Origin of the sequence: Anabaena sp. UHCC 0451 (genome assembly GCF_034931405.1) — a bacterium.
In the GTDB taxonomy this organism is placed as follows: Bacteria; Cyanobacteriota; Cyanobacteriia; order Cyanobacteriales; family Nostocaceae; genus RDYJ01.
Genome location: NZ_JAYGHA010000007.1, coordinates 120850 through 135996 on the forward strand (window position 1 = coordinate 120850; position 15147 = coordinate 135996).

Genomic DNA, 15147 nt, shown 5'->3' on the forward strand with positions numbered 1-15147 from the left:
CAGACAATAATGAAATATTGAGGAGTGAGAGGTTATTAAATGCGGGCTTTTGTAACTGGTGGTACAGGATTTGTAGGTTCTCATGTAGTGCGATCGCTGTTGCAAGAAGGATACAAAGTTACAGCTTTAGTGCGTGGAAGTAGTAACCTGGGAAATTTACGGAGTTTAGAGATAGATATTGTTAAAAGTGATTTAAATGATCCGCATATCTGGAAACAGATGCAGGGTTGTAATTACCTTTTTCATGTTGCTGCCCATTATTCTCTGTGGCAAAAAGACCGAGATTTATTGTATCATCATAATGTGGAAGGAACGCGGAATCTATTAGCAGCAGCCCAAAAAGCCGGAATTGAACGCACAGTTTATACCAGTTCTGTAGCAGCTATTGGCGTGGGAAAATCAGGAAAAGTTGTGGATGAAACTTATCAGAGTCCTGTAGAGAAGTTGGTAGGAGATTATAAAAAGTCTAAATTCCTAGCTGAACAAGAAGCGATCGCAGCAGCAAAACAAGGTCAAGATATTGTCATAGTTAATCCTAGCAGTCCGATAGGATCTATGGATATTAAACCCACACCAACCGGGGATATTATTCTGCGATTTCTGCGACGACAAATGCCGGCTTATGTGGATACCGGTTTAAACTTTATTGATGTGAGAGATGTAGCTAGGGGACATTTACTAGCTTTAGAAAAAGGAAAAGGGGGCGATCGCTATATTTTAGGTCATCAAAACCTCAGCCTCAAGCAACTACTAGAACAACTCTCCCACATCACCGGCTTGAAAGCACCGCAAATATCCGTTCCCAGCTTTTTACCATTGAGTGTTGCTTGGGTAGAAGAGAAAATTCTCGCACCTATGGGAAAAACACCCACAGTTCCCATAGATGGAGTCCGCATGGCACAGCAACCAATGTATTATGATGCTTCCAAGGCCGTCCGCGAACTTGGTCTACCTCAGTCACCTCTGAATGTAGCACTCAAGGATGCCGTAGATTGGTTTGTATCTAATGGTTATGTGAATAGGTGAAAAATGAAGTTTTACCCCCCTGATTTTGTAGGGGTTTAGCATTGCTAAACCCCTACCCAGTTGGAAATAATGATTGTTCAATTCAACCCGTGGTGTTATCAAGAGAGGAGAATAATTAAATGGCGGTTAATCTACAACAAGCAATAGATATCGGGAAGTATCTAGTTACTCAACGTCTATTAGGACGTAAACGCTTCCCTCTAGTATTAATGTTAGAACCTCTGTTTCGATGCAACTTAGCTTGTACTGGTTGTGGAAAAATCCAACATCCTACAGAAGTTCTCAAACAAAATCTTACTCCAGAACAGTGTTTTGCGGCTGTGGAAGAATGCGGCGCACCTGTGGTTTCTATTCCGGGAGGAGAACCGTTATTACATCCGCAAATTGATGAAATTGTTAAAGGTTTAGTAGAACGCAAGAAATATGTTTACTTGTGTACCAATGGTTTGTTATTAGAAAAAAGTCTCCATAAATTTCAACCTTCTCCTTATCTAAGTTTCAGTGTTCATTTAGATGGAATGCGGGAATGGCATGATAAATGTGTAGACAGAAAAGGCGTTTTTGATGTTGCTGTTCAAGCAATTCGCGCAGCTAAAGCTAAAGGTTTTCGTGTCACTACCAACTCGACTATTTTTGAAGGTTGCGATGTCAAAGAAATGCAGGAGTTTTTTGACTTTCTAGATACTTTAAAAGTTGATGGAATGATGATTTCTCCTGGTTACGGTTACGCATGGGCCCCAGATCAGGATCATTTTCTGCAAAGAGAACAAACCCGCGCTTTATTTAGAGAAATTCTCACACCTTACACATCTGGGAAAAAGAACTGGAATTTCAATCACAACCCGCTATTTTTAGATTTTCTCATTGGTGAGAAAGACTATGAATGTACACCTTGGGGTAGTCCTAGTTATAGTGTTTTGGGTTGGCAAAAACCTTGTTATTTGTTGAATGAAGGATACTATACAAGTTTCAAACAGTTGTTGGATGAGACTGATTGGAGTAAGTACGGACGCGCTAGTGGTAATCCTAAATGTGCTGATTGTATGGTTCATTGTGGTTATGAACCAACCGCAGCGATGGATGCAATGCAACCGCAAAATATAGGACGTTCTTTAGGAACTGTTTTTGGTAGGGGGTAATTTGAAAAGTGTCTGAATCAGGATTACCAGGATTAAAGGATGTACAGGATTAAGGAATTATTTATTAATACTCAATCTTGTTAATCTTCAAATCTTGTAAATCCTGATTTTGACAAGATAAATTTTATGAATGAAGATGAGCAGTATTAAGTTAATAAATTTTGATTAGTCTTATAAAGTTCTTGAACTATTGTGAGCATATCTAACATTAAAAAATTCCAATCAGCAATAGATTTGGGTATTAAATCATTAGTTTGCTTTGGACGCAAATGAACAATTTGATTTCTGAGCTTATACAAATACAAACTAGGACTATAATGTTGTTTATCGGCATATTTATAATTTATCTTGATTGATTCAAGTAATTTTTTCAAAGAATCTTCTAATTTAGGTTCTAATTTTGTAGTTTCATAAAAATCAATATAAAAATCTTGAACAGATTTATTGTTTAATGCCAATTTATCATAAAAATCTTTTAAAAAATATAGAGGCTGTAATCCTTCTATACACCTATACAAATCCAAATAAGCAAATTTAAAATCAGACGCTACATAACTTGCTAGGATATTTTCAAAAGGAATATATTGATTTCCAGTTTCAAATGTATCCGTAAACTCTTGCAAAACTTCTGCACTATATGGTAATAAACAATAACTTTCACTTTCGGTTAGCGCAATACCTGTAATTTGTTCTAGTTTTTCTTTTTGGGTAAATCTATCAATTATTTTATACAAAGAAATAGTCGGAAAACAATCTTTTAGGCTAAAATTACCTACTACTGTATCAAACTGGACTTGTTTAAATCCTTGTTGATTGATTTCCCAATCACTTTCCAAAATTTCTTGTAATATATCAGTATCTCCCGTAACAGGTAATTCTAATCCATCAACAATAGCTACCCAAGCACCTGAGTTAAGATTTTCTTCTTGCAAGAAACAGGGAATTTGATATTTAAATTTATGATTGACTAATACTAAATAATTATCATTTTCATAAGTAAGCCAATCACTATAAAAATTAGGAAATAAACGTAGTGTTTTATCAATATTTAGAGACTTTAACCAGTCTTTACAAGTTTCATCACCATCAATTGTGTATTTTTCTTGTGTATTAACAACAGCTTGTATTTTTTCTACAACTTTTTTGATTGAGCTTGTTATATTTCTTGCCATATTTTTAGTACATTTTATGCCAGCAAACTGCAAAAGAATTAATTTCAGGTTCAGAAAAAATTATTTTAAATCCATCTAAAAAAGCTTGTCTATGTTTTTCTTTGGGAATAGAACGTAAGTTTTCTTTTAAAATATCCAAGGCAAGAAAGTTATAGTTTTGTTCAAGACTCTGACAAACGATCTGAGATTTAAGTCTATGTAGTTTTAATCGTATATCGTGAAAATTACTCTCTATTTGTGAATAGTCTTTTTCAAGATTACTTCCTAATAAACCAAAGGTTTTTTCGGCACAAGCTACCATAAAACCAACTCTTGCAGTTTGATTATTAAAAACATAGCGGTCTTCAATTCCTTCAAGTAATTGGTCAATTTCAGTCATCAATATAAATATTTCTTCAAATTTACCAATAGTATGTGCTGATTTCTCCCTAATTAAACTCATAATATCTAAAGCTGCATGATATTCAGCTAATTGTTGTTTTTTGTCAATTCTGACTTTTCTAGAAGTAAATGCCAAAAATAACTCTACAATTTCTGACTGTTTATATAATTTTTGTCTGATTAAATTCTCTAAATAGGGAATACGATATTTTAAATTCTGCAAAATCGGTTTAAAAACAACTTCTAATTGTTTATCAAGTCCCCAGGGAATTTGACCAGAATTGAGTACCAACATTCTATATAATAAAGCATCTTCATCTGGAGCAAACCAAAACTCAACCCTCAGATTCTGAGCAATTTCTTTTTGAAGGATAGCATCTTTTAAGGCTTGTATTCTTTGCATCCCATCTAAAATACTAATTTTTTGTTTATTTTGAATTAAATTAAAAAAATTATGTTCATTTATATCTTCATAACAAATAATTCCTAATACTATAGGAGGTAATATTGCTCCATATTTCAAATCTTCTACCATTTGATTACGAATAATTTTTGCAGACCTGGTTTGCAAAACTTCTCTTTGATCATCAAGGTTGCCTTTTTGTTCGTGAATAGGTTGAATAAATTCTATAAAATCAGGGATGCTAACTACTGTAAGCACAGAGTAGCAATTAAGATTTGTATCTTCTTGAATATCAATTATTTTGAATTTCATAGATAGATCCATAGTGTGTGGTAATCAAATTATATCTCACCAGTGTCTTGATTGATTAAACCTCTATTCTCAGCCTTCATTTAAATTCATCATCATCTCGTAAGTTGCTACATTAAATCCATTAGCTTCAAATAACTGCTTTGCAAATTCATTTTGTGCTGCAACTTGAAGGACCAATATTTGTGAACCCAACTGTTTTGCTGCATTTATTGAAGCATTTAATAGTAATTTTCCTGCTCCCATTCCCCGCGCTGATTCATCAATGTATATATCATGAAGCCATATTGATTCAGGTGCAATATCAACAAAACTGCTTTCTTCTAACCGTATAAAGGAATAACCAACAATTTCCTTTTCTACTTCTACAACTAAAACAACTGCTTTTGGATTGACAATTTCTTCAGCAAAAAAATCAAAAAGCTGTTGTTCGTGATTTTCAAATTCAACAAACCTAAAAGGATTGAAATTTTGATGTTGATGAATAAGTTTGAGTGCATAATTAATCACAGACTGATGATCATCTATGGTTGCTTTTCTGATGGTAATATTTGGCTGTTTCATTTTTTCAATGTGATTGGATATTTAGGAAATTCAAATTTAAAACCTAGACTATGGTTACAATACATGATATCATAAAATAATTACATTAAGTGTAACTATGGAACGAGAAGCTGTAACTATCCGTATTCCGGCGGACTTGCTGCAACAAGCAAAGCAGTTACGAGAAAGCAGTGAGTCTTTTAATGAGATGGTTGTAGATGCGATCGCCCACGAGGTCAGAAGACGGCGAGCCTTAGCAGCTCATCAACGGATTGTGGCTCGTAGTGCCGAAGTAGAAGCTAAAACAGGTATGCAATCAAGTTCAGTAAACTTAATTCGTCAGTTACGAGCAGGTGAGGGAAGGCGTGACTAAGTGTATTGACACCAGTGTTTGGATTCCCTATCTGCTACCGGAAACATTGCAACCCCAAGCCAGAAATTTGATTCTTCCGTTATTAACATCAAATGTGCGTTTAGTTGCTCCGGCATTTGCCTGGGCTGAAGTTGGTTCAGTATTGCGAAAAAAAGTGAGATTGGGAGTAATTACCACTGCACAAGCAGAAGGTTTTTATGATGATTTCTGCCAAATGCCCATTGACTACCTCGATAACGATGCTATCCGCGCAAAGACCTATGCGATCGCTGAAAAATTCTCTCTAGCAACTCTCTATGATGCTGCTTTTTTGGCAATTGCTGAAATAGAATCTGCGGAATTTTGGACAGCAGATCAATCTTTACTCAACACCCTTACATCATTTCCAACATGGGTGAAAAAATTGGAAGAATCAATTGATAATTAACAATTGTCAATTGTTCATTGTCCATTATTGAAAAAACAGTCTATCTAAAAACCTACACAATCTCAAAAACATGACAGAAGCTAAGAACGTACTGGGTACAAAACTAGAACTTTGCTGCACATTTCCCATGACCGGATATTACCGCGATGGGTTTTGTAACACAGGTGGGCAAGATTTTGGGATGCACGTTGTTTGCGCTCAAGTCACAGCCGAATTTTTAGAATACACAAAATCCCAAGGAAATGATTTAAGCACACCAGTTCCTCAATTTAGCTTTCCTGGCTTAAAACCTGGGGATGGGTGGTGTCTATGTGCTGCAAGATGGCAAGAAGCTCTAGAAGCTGGTTTTGCACCTCCAGTTGTTTTAGAAGCTACTCATGCGAGAGCTTTAGAAGTTTGTAATTTAGCAGATTTACAAAAACATCGTGTAATTCGTAATTAATAAACCACATCGTGAATTGTACCTGCGATGTGGTAATTGTTTGAAAGCAAACTAAATAACTGTGAAATTGGAATTATTCAAGTAATAGCTTGTACTCCTGTGAGTGATACTAACAGTACGTTGGTATCCATCAAACTGCGAGAATTGAATATTGACCCAGACACTTTATCAAAACTCTCCATTATGGCTGAACTACCTAAAACCCTAGAAGATGCGATCGCTCAATCCCGTGAAGCGGTAAAATCGGCATTAGCTGATGGTATGACACGTATTCAAGTGGAGTTACTGTTCCCAGAACTCAAATTTATGCCCGTAGCAGCACAATTTCTCCCCCTGTTCGCTGAATATGAATCTCGTCTCAAAGTCTTCTTTGCTGATGCTGGTGCAGCCGCTTTAGCCCGTCGAGATTGGGCAGATTTACCATTTAAAATATTAGATATCGGTACTGGAAGAACAGCTTCCTTAGAAGCAAAAATTCAGCCAGAGGATGAAATTTTCTTGTTTATCGCTCCAACAAACGTAGAAGTACCCCAATTAGAAAAACTCTGTGAAATCATCGGTGAACGACCCTTGGTGATGTTAAACCCCCGTTTAGAAGATTCTGGGGTAGTGGGTATTGGTTACGCAGCGAGAGAAACCCGCAGACGTTTCATTAGTACCATTGAATCTTGTTATTATCTGCGTCCAGTCGATGAAGAAACCGCCCTCATTCGCTGCTATCCTGGAGAGTGGGAAGTGTGGTTAGAAACTGAAGGGGAATATCAAAAAATAGCTGAATTACCTAAAAAACCATCAGGTGATGAAATAGATGCAATTCTGATGCAAGGACAACCACAAACCAGCGAGGGAACACCCACTAAAAAACCCAGTGTGTTTAAGAGTTTGCAGCGGTTTATCAAAGCATTGAGTAGTTAAAAACTCTCATAATCATAACATCTTGTGGGGTGGGCATCTGCCTACCCTTGATTTTTGGGAAACGAATGAAGATGACGGTTTAGGCACAAGATCCCCGACTTCTCAACAAAATTTCTATTCAGAATTTATAGTTGAAAACAGAAGTCGGGGATCTAAATTGTTTCACATCACAGAAATACCCACCCCAAAAACCCCAAAATCAACAACAAAGGCATCAACCAATCACCCCAACGCACATATAAAGTCTGCGTTTGACGAGGATAAATAATTTCAGCGTGAGTTTCATAGGAATTATATCCTGATTTCCATAATGTTCTCCCATGGGGATCAACAAAAGCCGAATAACCGGTATTTGTTGCCCTCACAGCCCATCGATCAGTTTCAATTGCTCTCATGATATCCTGGGCATGATGTTGATCTGCCATAGCAGCAGTATAATGAGCATCGTTAGAAGAACTCAAAATAAATTGCCCACCATTAAAAGCTTGATATCTGAATATTTCCGAAAAAGCAGACTCATAACAAATACCCACAATTGCCCTACCTAAAGGAGTATCAAAAACTTGATTTTTTGCCCCATGTACTTGATGTTCGTCTAAGGGTGATAAACGTTGAATTAATTTCCCGATAATTTCTTCAAAAGGAACAAATTCCCCCAAAGGAACAAGTTTTGATTTATCATATCTGCTAGTAACTTCCCCTTTACTATTCACACCAAATAAACTGTTAGTATAGCTTTTTCCCCTTTCACCAAAACCACCGATCCAAGCAATTACCCCTTTTTCCTTCACCGCATCTAATAAAGGAGTCTTTTGAAAATTGCGTTCATATAAAGGTAAAGCACCTTCAGGAGTTAAAACCCCATCAGCACCTTGACTTGCTAATTTTAAATATCCATTAGTGTAACCTGTAATTGCTTGACGATATCCTTCAGGAAGCAACTTAATTTCATTAGGAACATTACCTTGAATAACGCCTATTTTCAAAGCAGAATTTTCATTATTATTCAAAGGTTGAGAATAAAGAATAAACCCTAAAATATGGGAGGTAATTAACAGTATTGTAGCTAAGATTGAGTATTTATTAACGAACCGCAGAGACGCAGAGAACGCAGAGGTTTTTGTTTCTTTCTTTTCTTCCTTTGCGTCCTTTGCTCCTTTGCGCCTTTGCGCGAAATAAGATATCCAAGCTTCACCAACCAACCCATTAACCGCCACAATAACCGCAGTTATAGTATTAGGACCTGAAAGTTGCCCCAAATGCAAAATTACCAAATTATGCGGAGATTGAGTGTAGGAAAGAGAACTCCACCATAAAGAACCAGAACTCCACAGACTTTCTAACCCACACCATAAAGCTGTACCAATTAAAACCCGTAACCAGGGCTTTCCTTTATCTAACCGCACCATCAAAAATGCCCACAGGGAGACTAATAAGCCTCCCCAGAGGCTAATAAATGACCAACAAAAGATGGTAATAAATAAACTTGGCCACCAGGGAACACCTAACCAGTTCATGGGGTGAATACCTGTGATCCAAGAAAGGGCAATACCATGATAGGCGATCGCCCAAATAAAGGCAGGTAGTTTTTTAGTATATTTAACAACTATTACCCAAAGGGGAGCAAGAGCTACCCAAGCCAAAAACCAAGCACCGACGGGGGCAACTGTCACCCCCATCAAGATTCCACTAGTTAATCCTACTAAGTAAGGGAGTAAGAAATTTAACTTCTCCCTTAGTTGTTTATTCAGCCTCTTCTGCATCACCTGCATCTGGGGGAACGATTGCTACTCCGGTGATCGCGTCATCTTCATCTAATTTCTGGACTCTGACACCTGTTGCTGTCCGTGATTGTACAGAAATTGCATTCACAGCTTGCCGGATGATAATACCGCGATTTGTGGCCATCATGATTTCTTCGTCGCTGTTGACAATTCGCAGGGTAGCTAGTTTGTCTTTGGTTTTGCGGTTTTTGAATTTGGTGGCGGTTAAACCTTGACCTGCTCGGTTTTGCAGCCGGAATTGTGCGACTGGTACACGTTTTCCATATCCTCCCATTGTAATTACTAACACCCAGGGTCCTGTGCTGTTTGGAGTTTCTGGAGTTTCTGGAGTTTCCAATGTTTCGGATATTTCAGATGCTTCTGCTGTTTCTTCGATGTCGATGGTTTCTTCGATGTCGATGATTTCTTCTTCAATTTCCGCTTCTGTCTCTGTATTTAAAGTTTCGAGAATTGCAGCGGGAAGAATATCCATCCCTACTAGTTCATCTCCTGCTTTGAGTTTCATGGATTTTACCCCACGAGTTGCCCTACCCAGGGGACGTAGTTGATCATGGGTACAACGGAAGTGAATGGCCATCCCATGACGTGAACCGATGATGATGCTATCTTCTACTTTGGCACGTCTGACCCAACGCAGTTGATCGCCTTCTTCTAAGGATATGGCAATTAATCCGTTAGCGCGAATGTTGCTAAATGCGGACAATGCGGTTTTTTTGATGTTACCGCCTTTGGTGAGCATGACCAAATATTCATCTTCTCTAAATTCGTCTACGGGGACGATGGAGGTGATTTTTTCTTCTTTGGGTATGGGCAACATCTGGACGATGGGTGTACCCCGACTGGTACGAGAACCCAGGGGTATTTGATAGGTTCTCATGGCGTAGACTACGCCGCGATCGCTAAAGAATAATACACTGTCATGATCACAGCAAGTTAAGAAATGCTCAATGGTATCATCATCTTTGACTTTAGCCCCGGCTTTACCTCTGGTAGCACGGCTTTGGGCTTCAAAGGTGCTAACGGGCATCCGTTTGATGTAACCTTGTTGTGTGACTAGAATGAGGACTTTTTCATTGGCGATCAAGTCAATATCATCTATTTCCCCTTCTGCATGGGTAATAACTGTGCGTCTGGGTGTGGCAAATTGGGTTTTGATTTGGGTAACTTCGTTTTCGATGATTTCCAGTACCCTTTCCCGTCTATCCAAAATATCCTGCAAGTCGGCGATTTGGATTTGTAATTCTTCGTGTTCGAGACGAATTTTATCTGCTTCTAAGGCTGTTAACCGTCGCAGTTGCATTTGCAAAATTGCATCGGCTTGAACTTCGGAAAGTCCGTAATTGTTGATTAATTCACCTTTGGCTGTGGGTGCATCTGGGGCGCTACGAATGAGATTGATAATTGCGTCTAAATGTGATAAGGCAATTAATAAACCTTGCAGAAGATGATCTCTTTCTTCGGCTTTTCGCAGTTGATAACGAGTCCGTCTGTTAATGGTTTCAATGCGGAAATCCAGAAAGACTTGGAGAAACTGTTTGAGGGTGAGTAATTGGGGTTCTGAGTTGACCAAGGCCAACATATTCGCGCCAAAGTTGGACTGGAGTGGGGTTTGTTTATAAAGGTTATTTAAAACTACGCGGGGATAGGCATCTCGTTTCAATTCGATGACGATTCGCATTCCGTCGCGATCGCTTTCATCCCGAATATCTGCAATGCCATCAATGCGTTTATCATTTACCAACTCGGCGATTTTTTCAATTAATGCGGCTTTGTTGGTTTGATAGGGCAATTCTGTGATAATAATTGCTTCCCGTTCTGGTCTATTGCGTTGTTCAATTGTTTCTAAACTGACAACACCACGCATGGTAATCGAACCGCGTCCAGTGGTATAAGCTTCTTTTATTGGTGCTGTTCCCAGAATTTGCGCCCCGGTGGGGAAGTCGGGACCGTGAATATACTGCATTAACTGAATATCAGTAATTTCTGGGTTGTGAATTAATTCCACTAACCCATCAATCAATTCCCCTAGATTATGCGGTGGAATATTGGTGGCCATTCCCACGGCAATACCCGAAGAACCATTGAGCAATAATTGGGGAATACGGGAGGGTAAAACTGTGGGTTCTTGTTGAGAACCGTCGAAGTTATCGGCAAAATCTACGGTTTCTGATTCGATATCTTGCAGTAGGGAGGCGCTAGTTAAAGCTTGCAGACGACATTCTGTGTAACGCATCGCCGCTGGCGGATCGTTGTCTACAGAACCAAAGTTACCATGACCGTTAATTAAGGGCGATCGCATGGAAAAATCCTGCGCCATCCGCACCAAAGCATCATATACTGCTGTGTCACCGTGGGGGTGATATTTACCCAACACTTCCCCTACCACACGAGCGCATTTTCTAAAGGGGCGATCTGGCAGTAAACCCAACTCGTGCATGGCGTAGAGAATGCGACGATGCACAGGTTTTAGACCATCCCTGGCATCTGGCAGCGCCCGACCTACAATTACGCTCATGGCGTATTCCAGATAAGATTGTGACATTTCTTGTCGCAAATCTGTCGGGATAATCCTCTCCTGTGAGGTTGTCATAAACAACAAAACTCCAAAAAATGTAGATTTTAGCCTTTGTACTTGACAAAATGCAAAATTATGTCAAATTAATCTTGAAAAATTGTCATATTTTGCTATAATTCTAACACATAATTATCCTAGTTTGTGGTCAAAGTAGCTAACCTAAAATATAATCTCAGAGAAACTTAGAATCTTCCTCATTCATTTGTCAACCGTCAACTATCACCTAACTTCATTTTAAGGAGATAAATTTAGTTTTTACCTGGGATTTATTAACCTAAATATTAACAATTAATAGCGATTTTTAAAGCCATGAAAATAATTCGATTTCCTGTTAAATTTAGTGTGAATGGCGATTTTTAACCCAGTTAATCTGAGAAACTTTTTAAGTTAGATAAGCGTCAGTTAGTTGATCAGCAAACAGCTAATCTAAATTTTGCTGAATTTCTACTAAAATAAGAAAATTCAATGGTATTGTTTGCCACTTGTTTTCCGTCGTCATCTGGGTAAATCACTTGTGGCTAGGTCAGGGCTGAGATTTTTTCCTGCCATAACTCTATCCTCAGCAAGATTTTGGGATTGTCAAATATTAATATGTTCAGGTTAATGGATGATTTTAAGCTGTCTTCTAGCAAATCTGGAATAAAAATAGTATTATTAAGAACTGTTTCACAGTGCAACGTTCCCCCAGCCGGTCAATATGTCAGAACACCTAGCAACATCTTTAAATGATCGTCTTCCTTACCCCGATAGCAGTCAGAATACTATTCGCATTCGGGGTGCTAGGCAGCATAATCTGAAAAATATTGATTTGGAATTACCCCGCGATCGCTTGATTGTTTTTACCGGGGTTTCTGGTTCTGGTAAGTCTTCTTTAGCGTTCGATACCATTTTTGCCGAAGGTCAAAGGCGTTATGTCGAATCTCTGAGCGCCTACGCTCGGCAATTTTTGGGACAGTTGGATAAACCCGATGTGGAAGCAATTGAAGGTTTAAGTCCGGCAATTTCCATTGACCAAAAATCAACTTCCCATAATCCTCGTTCCACTGTGGGGACGGTGACGGAAATTTATGATTATCTGCGGTTGTTATATGGCCGCGCTGGTGAACCTCATTGTCCGCTGTGCGATCGCTGTATTGCTCCCCAAACCATTGACGAAATGTGCGATCGCATTTTAGCACTTCCCGACCATACCCGCTTCCAAATTCTCGCACCTGTGGTTCGGGGGAAAAAGGGAACTCACCGCAAACTACTTTCCAGTTTAGCTGCCCAAGGATTTGTGCGTGTGAGGGTTAATGGAGAGGTTTTAGAACTCTCAGATTCTATTGAATTAGATAAAAATATTACACATACCATAGAACTGGTTATTGACAGATTAGTTAAAAAAGCTGATATTCAGGAGCGTTTAGTCGATTCCCTTACTACCTGTCTTAAGCAATCTCACGGTATTGCGATAATTGATGTACTAAAAAGCACATCTGACAAGGCGTCGCTGGAGCGGTCTGATAGTAAGTATATAAGAAATGAGGGAGAAAGTCAAGGTATTTCTGCACAAGAATTACCATCAGAAATGGTGTTTTCAGAAAACTTTGCTTGTCCAGAACATGGTGCGGTAATGGAGGAATTATCACCACGTTTATTTTCTTTTAATTCACCTTATGGAGCTTGTCCCCATTGTCATGGTATCGGTACTTTAAAAAGATTTGCTCCAGAGTTGGTAGTACCTAACGCTGATTCGCCCATGTATGCAGCGATCGCTCCTTGGTCAGAAAAGGAAAATTCCTATTATTTGGAGTTGCTGTATAGTTTGGGACAGACTTATGGGTTTGAATTACAGACTCAGTGGGGGAAGTTGACACCGGAACAACAACAAATTGTTTTGTATGGGGAAGAGAAACGAACCGCAGAGGCGCAGAGGACGCAGAGTTTTAAGGGTGTAATTCCTATTTTGCAACGGCAATATGAAGGGGGAACGGAGTTAGTTAAACAGAAGTTGGAAGAATATTTGATAGACCAACCTTGTGAGGTTTGTGGAGGTAAAAGATTAAAGCCGGAAGCTTTAGCTGTGAAGTTGGGACAATATGGAATTTTAGATTTAACTGGTGTTTCTATTCGGGATTGTCGGCAACGGATAGAAAATTTAAAGTTGAGCGATCGGCAAACCCAAATTGGTGATTTGGTTCTTAGAGAAATTAAGGCCAGATTACAATTTTTGTTAGATGTTGGGTTAGATTATCTCACCTTAGATCGTCCGGCAATGACTTTATCAGGTGGGGAAGCTCAACGCATTAGATTAGCTACACAAATCGGTTCTGGGTTAACAGGAGTTCTCTATGTTTTAGACGAACCAAGTATAGGTTTGCATCAAAGAGATAACGGCAGATTGTTGAAAACTTTAACCAAATTACGGGATTTAGGAAATACGTTAATTGTCGTTGAACATGACGAAGAAACCATCCGCGCAGCTAACTATATAGTTGACATTGGACCAGGTGCAGGAATTCATGGGGGAAACATTATTTCTCAAGGAAGTTTAGAGAATTTATTAAACGCCGAAGATTCTTTAACAGGCGCATATTTATCAGGAAGAAGAGTCATTAACACCCCAGCAAAAAGAAGAGAAGGAAATGGTAGAATTTTAACAATTAGAAATGCCCATCGCAACAACCTCCAAAATATAGATGTAGAAATTCCGTTAGGTAAACTTGTGGCAGTCACCGGTGTTTCTGGTTCAGGAAAGTCTACTTTAATTAATGAGTTACTTTATCCAGCCTTACAACATCATCTTTTAAAAAGAGTACCTTTCCCAAAAGAGATTGATGAAATCAAAGGTTTAAACTGCGTTGATAAAGCCATTGTCATCGACCAATCACCCATCGGTAGAACACCCCGTTCTAACCCAGCAACTTACACCGGAGTTTTCGATATTATTAGAGATGTATTTTCCCAAACCATCGAAGCTAAAACCAGAGGTTATAAACCAGGACAATTTTCTTTTAACGTCAAAGGTGGTAGATGTGAAGCTTGTAGCGGACAAGGTGTAAACGTCATTGAAATGAACTTTTTACCCGACGTTTATGTCCAGTGTGAAATTTGCAAAGGTGCGAGATATAACCGAGAGACATTACAAGTTAAATACAAAGATAAATCAATTTCCGATGTTCTCAACATGACGGTTGAAGAAGCATTAGGATTTTGTGAAAACATTCCCAAAGCAGTCACCAGATTACAAACATTAGTAGATGTCGGTTTAGGTTATGTGCAGTTAGGACAACCAGCCACAACCTTATCCGGTGGAGAAGCGCAACGGGTGAAATTAGCAACAGAATTATCTCGACGCGCGACAGGGAAAACACTTTATTTAATTGATGAACCAACCACAGGCTTGTCTTTTTACGATGTCCATAAATTATTAGATGTTTTGCAAAGATTAGTAGACAAAGGAAATTCAATCTTAGTCATTGAACATAACTTAGATGTCATTCGTTGTTCAGATTGGGTCATAGATTTAGGACCAGAAGGAGGAGACAAAGGAGGAGAAATAATTGTTGCCGGAACACCAGAAGAAGTAGCAAAAAATCAACGTTCCTATACTGGTCAATATTTAAAGCAGGTGTTGAAACAATATCCCGCAGTTGTCTGAATCAGGATGTACAGGATG

General features: G+C 38.7%; 12 protein-coding genes. 7 read left to right on the forward strand and 5 right to left on the reverse strand.

All coding sequences use genetic code 11. The features are described from left to right. Window positions 1–39: 39 nt before the first annotated feature. Both hpnA and hpnH read left to right on the forward strand, forming a co-directional pair. Window positions 40–1026 carry a hopanoid-associated sugar epimerase gene (gene hpnA, locus VB694_RS06950; protein WP_323359581.1) on the forward strand — a complete coding sequence of 329 codons (987 nt, stop codon included), beginning with the start codon at window positions 40–42 and terminating at the stop codon, window positions 1024–1026. A 119-nt stretch (window positions 1027–1145) separates the two neighbouring features. Further along, window positions 1146–2165 (forward strand): adenosyl-hopene transferase HpnH, encoded by a 1020-nt coding sequence (hpnH, locus tag VB694_RS06955; protein ID WP_323359582.1) that lies wholly within the window; start codon window positions 1146–1148, stop codon window positions 2163–2165. 146 nt (window positions 2166–2311) lie between these two features. Here the strand turns inward: hpnH and VB694_RS06960 are convergent, their stop codons facing one another. The 3 genes from VB694_RS06960 to VB694_RS06970 form a co-directional block, all read right to left on the reverse strand. Beyond that, on the reverse strand, window positions 2312–3337 hold the full coding sequence (locus VB694_RS06960) for a hypothetical protein (protein WP_323359583.1): 1026 nt from the start codon (window positions 3335–3337) through the stop codon (window positions 2312–2314). A 4-nt stretch (window positions 3338–3341) separates the two neighbouring features. Next, window positions 3342–4433, reverse strand: coding sequence for a hypothetical protein (locus tag VB694_RS06965; protein WP_323359584.1), 1092 nt, complete (start codon window positions 4431–4433; stop codon window positions 3342–3344). Between the two features lie 69 nt (window positions 4434–4502). Next, window positions 4503–4994, reverse strand: coding sequence for a GNAT family N-acetyltransferase (locus VB694_RS06970; RefSeq protein ID WP_323359585.1), 492 nt, complete (start codon window positions 4992–4994; stop codon window positions 4503–4505). 97 nt (window positions 4995–5091) lie between these two features. Here VB694_RS06970 and VB694_RS06975 point away from each other — a divergent pair, with 97 nt between their 5' ends. The 4 genes from VB694_RS06975 to VB694_RS06990 all read left to right on the forward strand — a co-directional run bounded on the left by VB694_RS06975 (window position 5092) and on the right by VB694_RS06990 (window position 7130). Beyond that, the gene (locus VB694_RS06975; RefSeq protein WP_323359586.1) at window positions 5092–5346 is read left to right on the forward strand and encodes a YlcI/YnfO family protein; all 255 of its coding nucleotides are present in this window, start codon (window positions 5092–5094) and stop codon (window positions 5344–5346) included. Then, on the forward strand, window positions 5339–5773 hold the full coding sequence (locus VB694_RS06980) for a type II toxin-antitoxin system VapC family toxin (protein WP_323359587.1): 435 nt from the start codon (window positions 5339–5341) through the stop codon (window positions 5771–5773). Before VB694_RS06975 ends, VB694_RS06980 begins: the two co-directional genes overlap by 8 nt. 70 nt (window positions 5774–5843) lie before the next feature. Then, entirely contained in the window at window positions 5844–6215 is a 372-nt protein-coding gene (locus VB694_RS06985) for a DUF2237 domain-containing protein (RefSeq protein ID WP_323359588.1), read from the forward strand. Window positions 6216–6398: 183 nt separating this feature from the next. Beyond that, complete coding sequence (locus tag VB694_RS06990; protein WP_323359641.1) at window positions 6399–7130, forward strand: DUF1995 family protein; 732 nt, start codon at window positions 6399–6401, stop codon at window positions 7128–7130. Between the two features lie 167 nt (window positions 7131–7297). Here VB694_RS06990 and lnt read toward each other — a convergent pair whose 3' ends face one another. After that, a complete protein-coding gene (gene lnt, locus VB694_RS06995) occupies window positions 7298–8893 on the reverse strand; it encodes an apolipoprotein N-acyltransferase (RefSeq protein WP_323359589.1) in 1596 nt (531 codons plus the stop codon). Beyond that, window positions 8874–11504, reverse strand: coding sequence for a DNA gyrase subunit A (gyrA, locus tag VB694_RS07000; RefSeq protein ID WP_323359590.1), 2631 nt, complete (start codon window positions 11502–11504; stop codon window positions 8874–8876). The genes lnt and gyrA overlap by 20 nt, the downstream gene beginning before the upstream one ends. Before the next feature lie 682 nt (window positions 11505–12186). Between gyrA and uvrA the strand changes: the two genes are divergently transcribed. Beyond that, on the forward strand, window positions 12187–15129 hold the full coding sequence (uvrA, locus tag VB694_RS07005; protein ID WP_323359591.1) for an excinuclease ABC subunit UvrA: 2943 nt from the start codon (window positions 12187–12189) through the stop codon (window positions 15127–15129). Window positions 15130–15147: the final 18 nt, after the last annotated feature.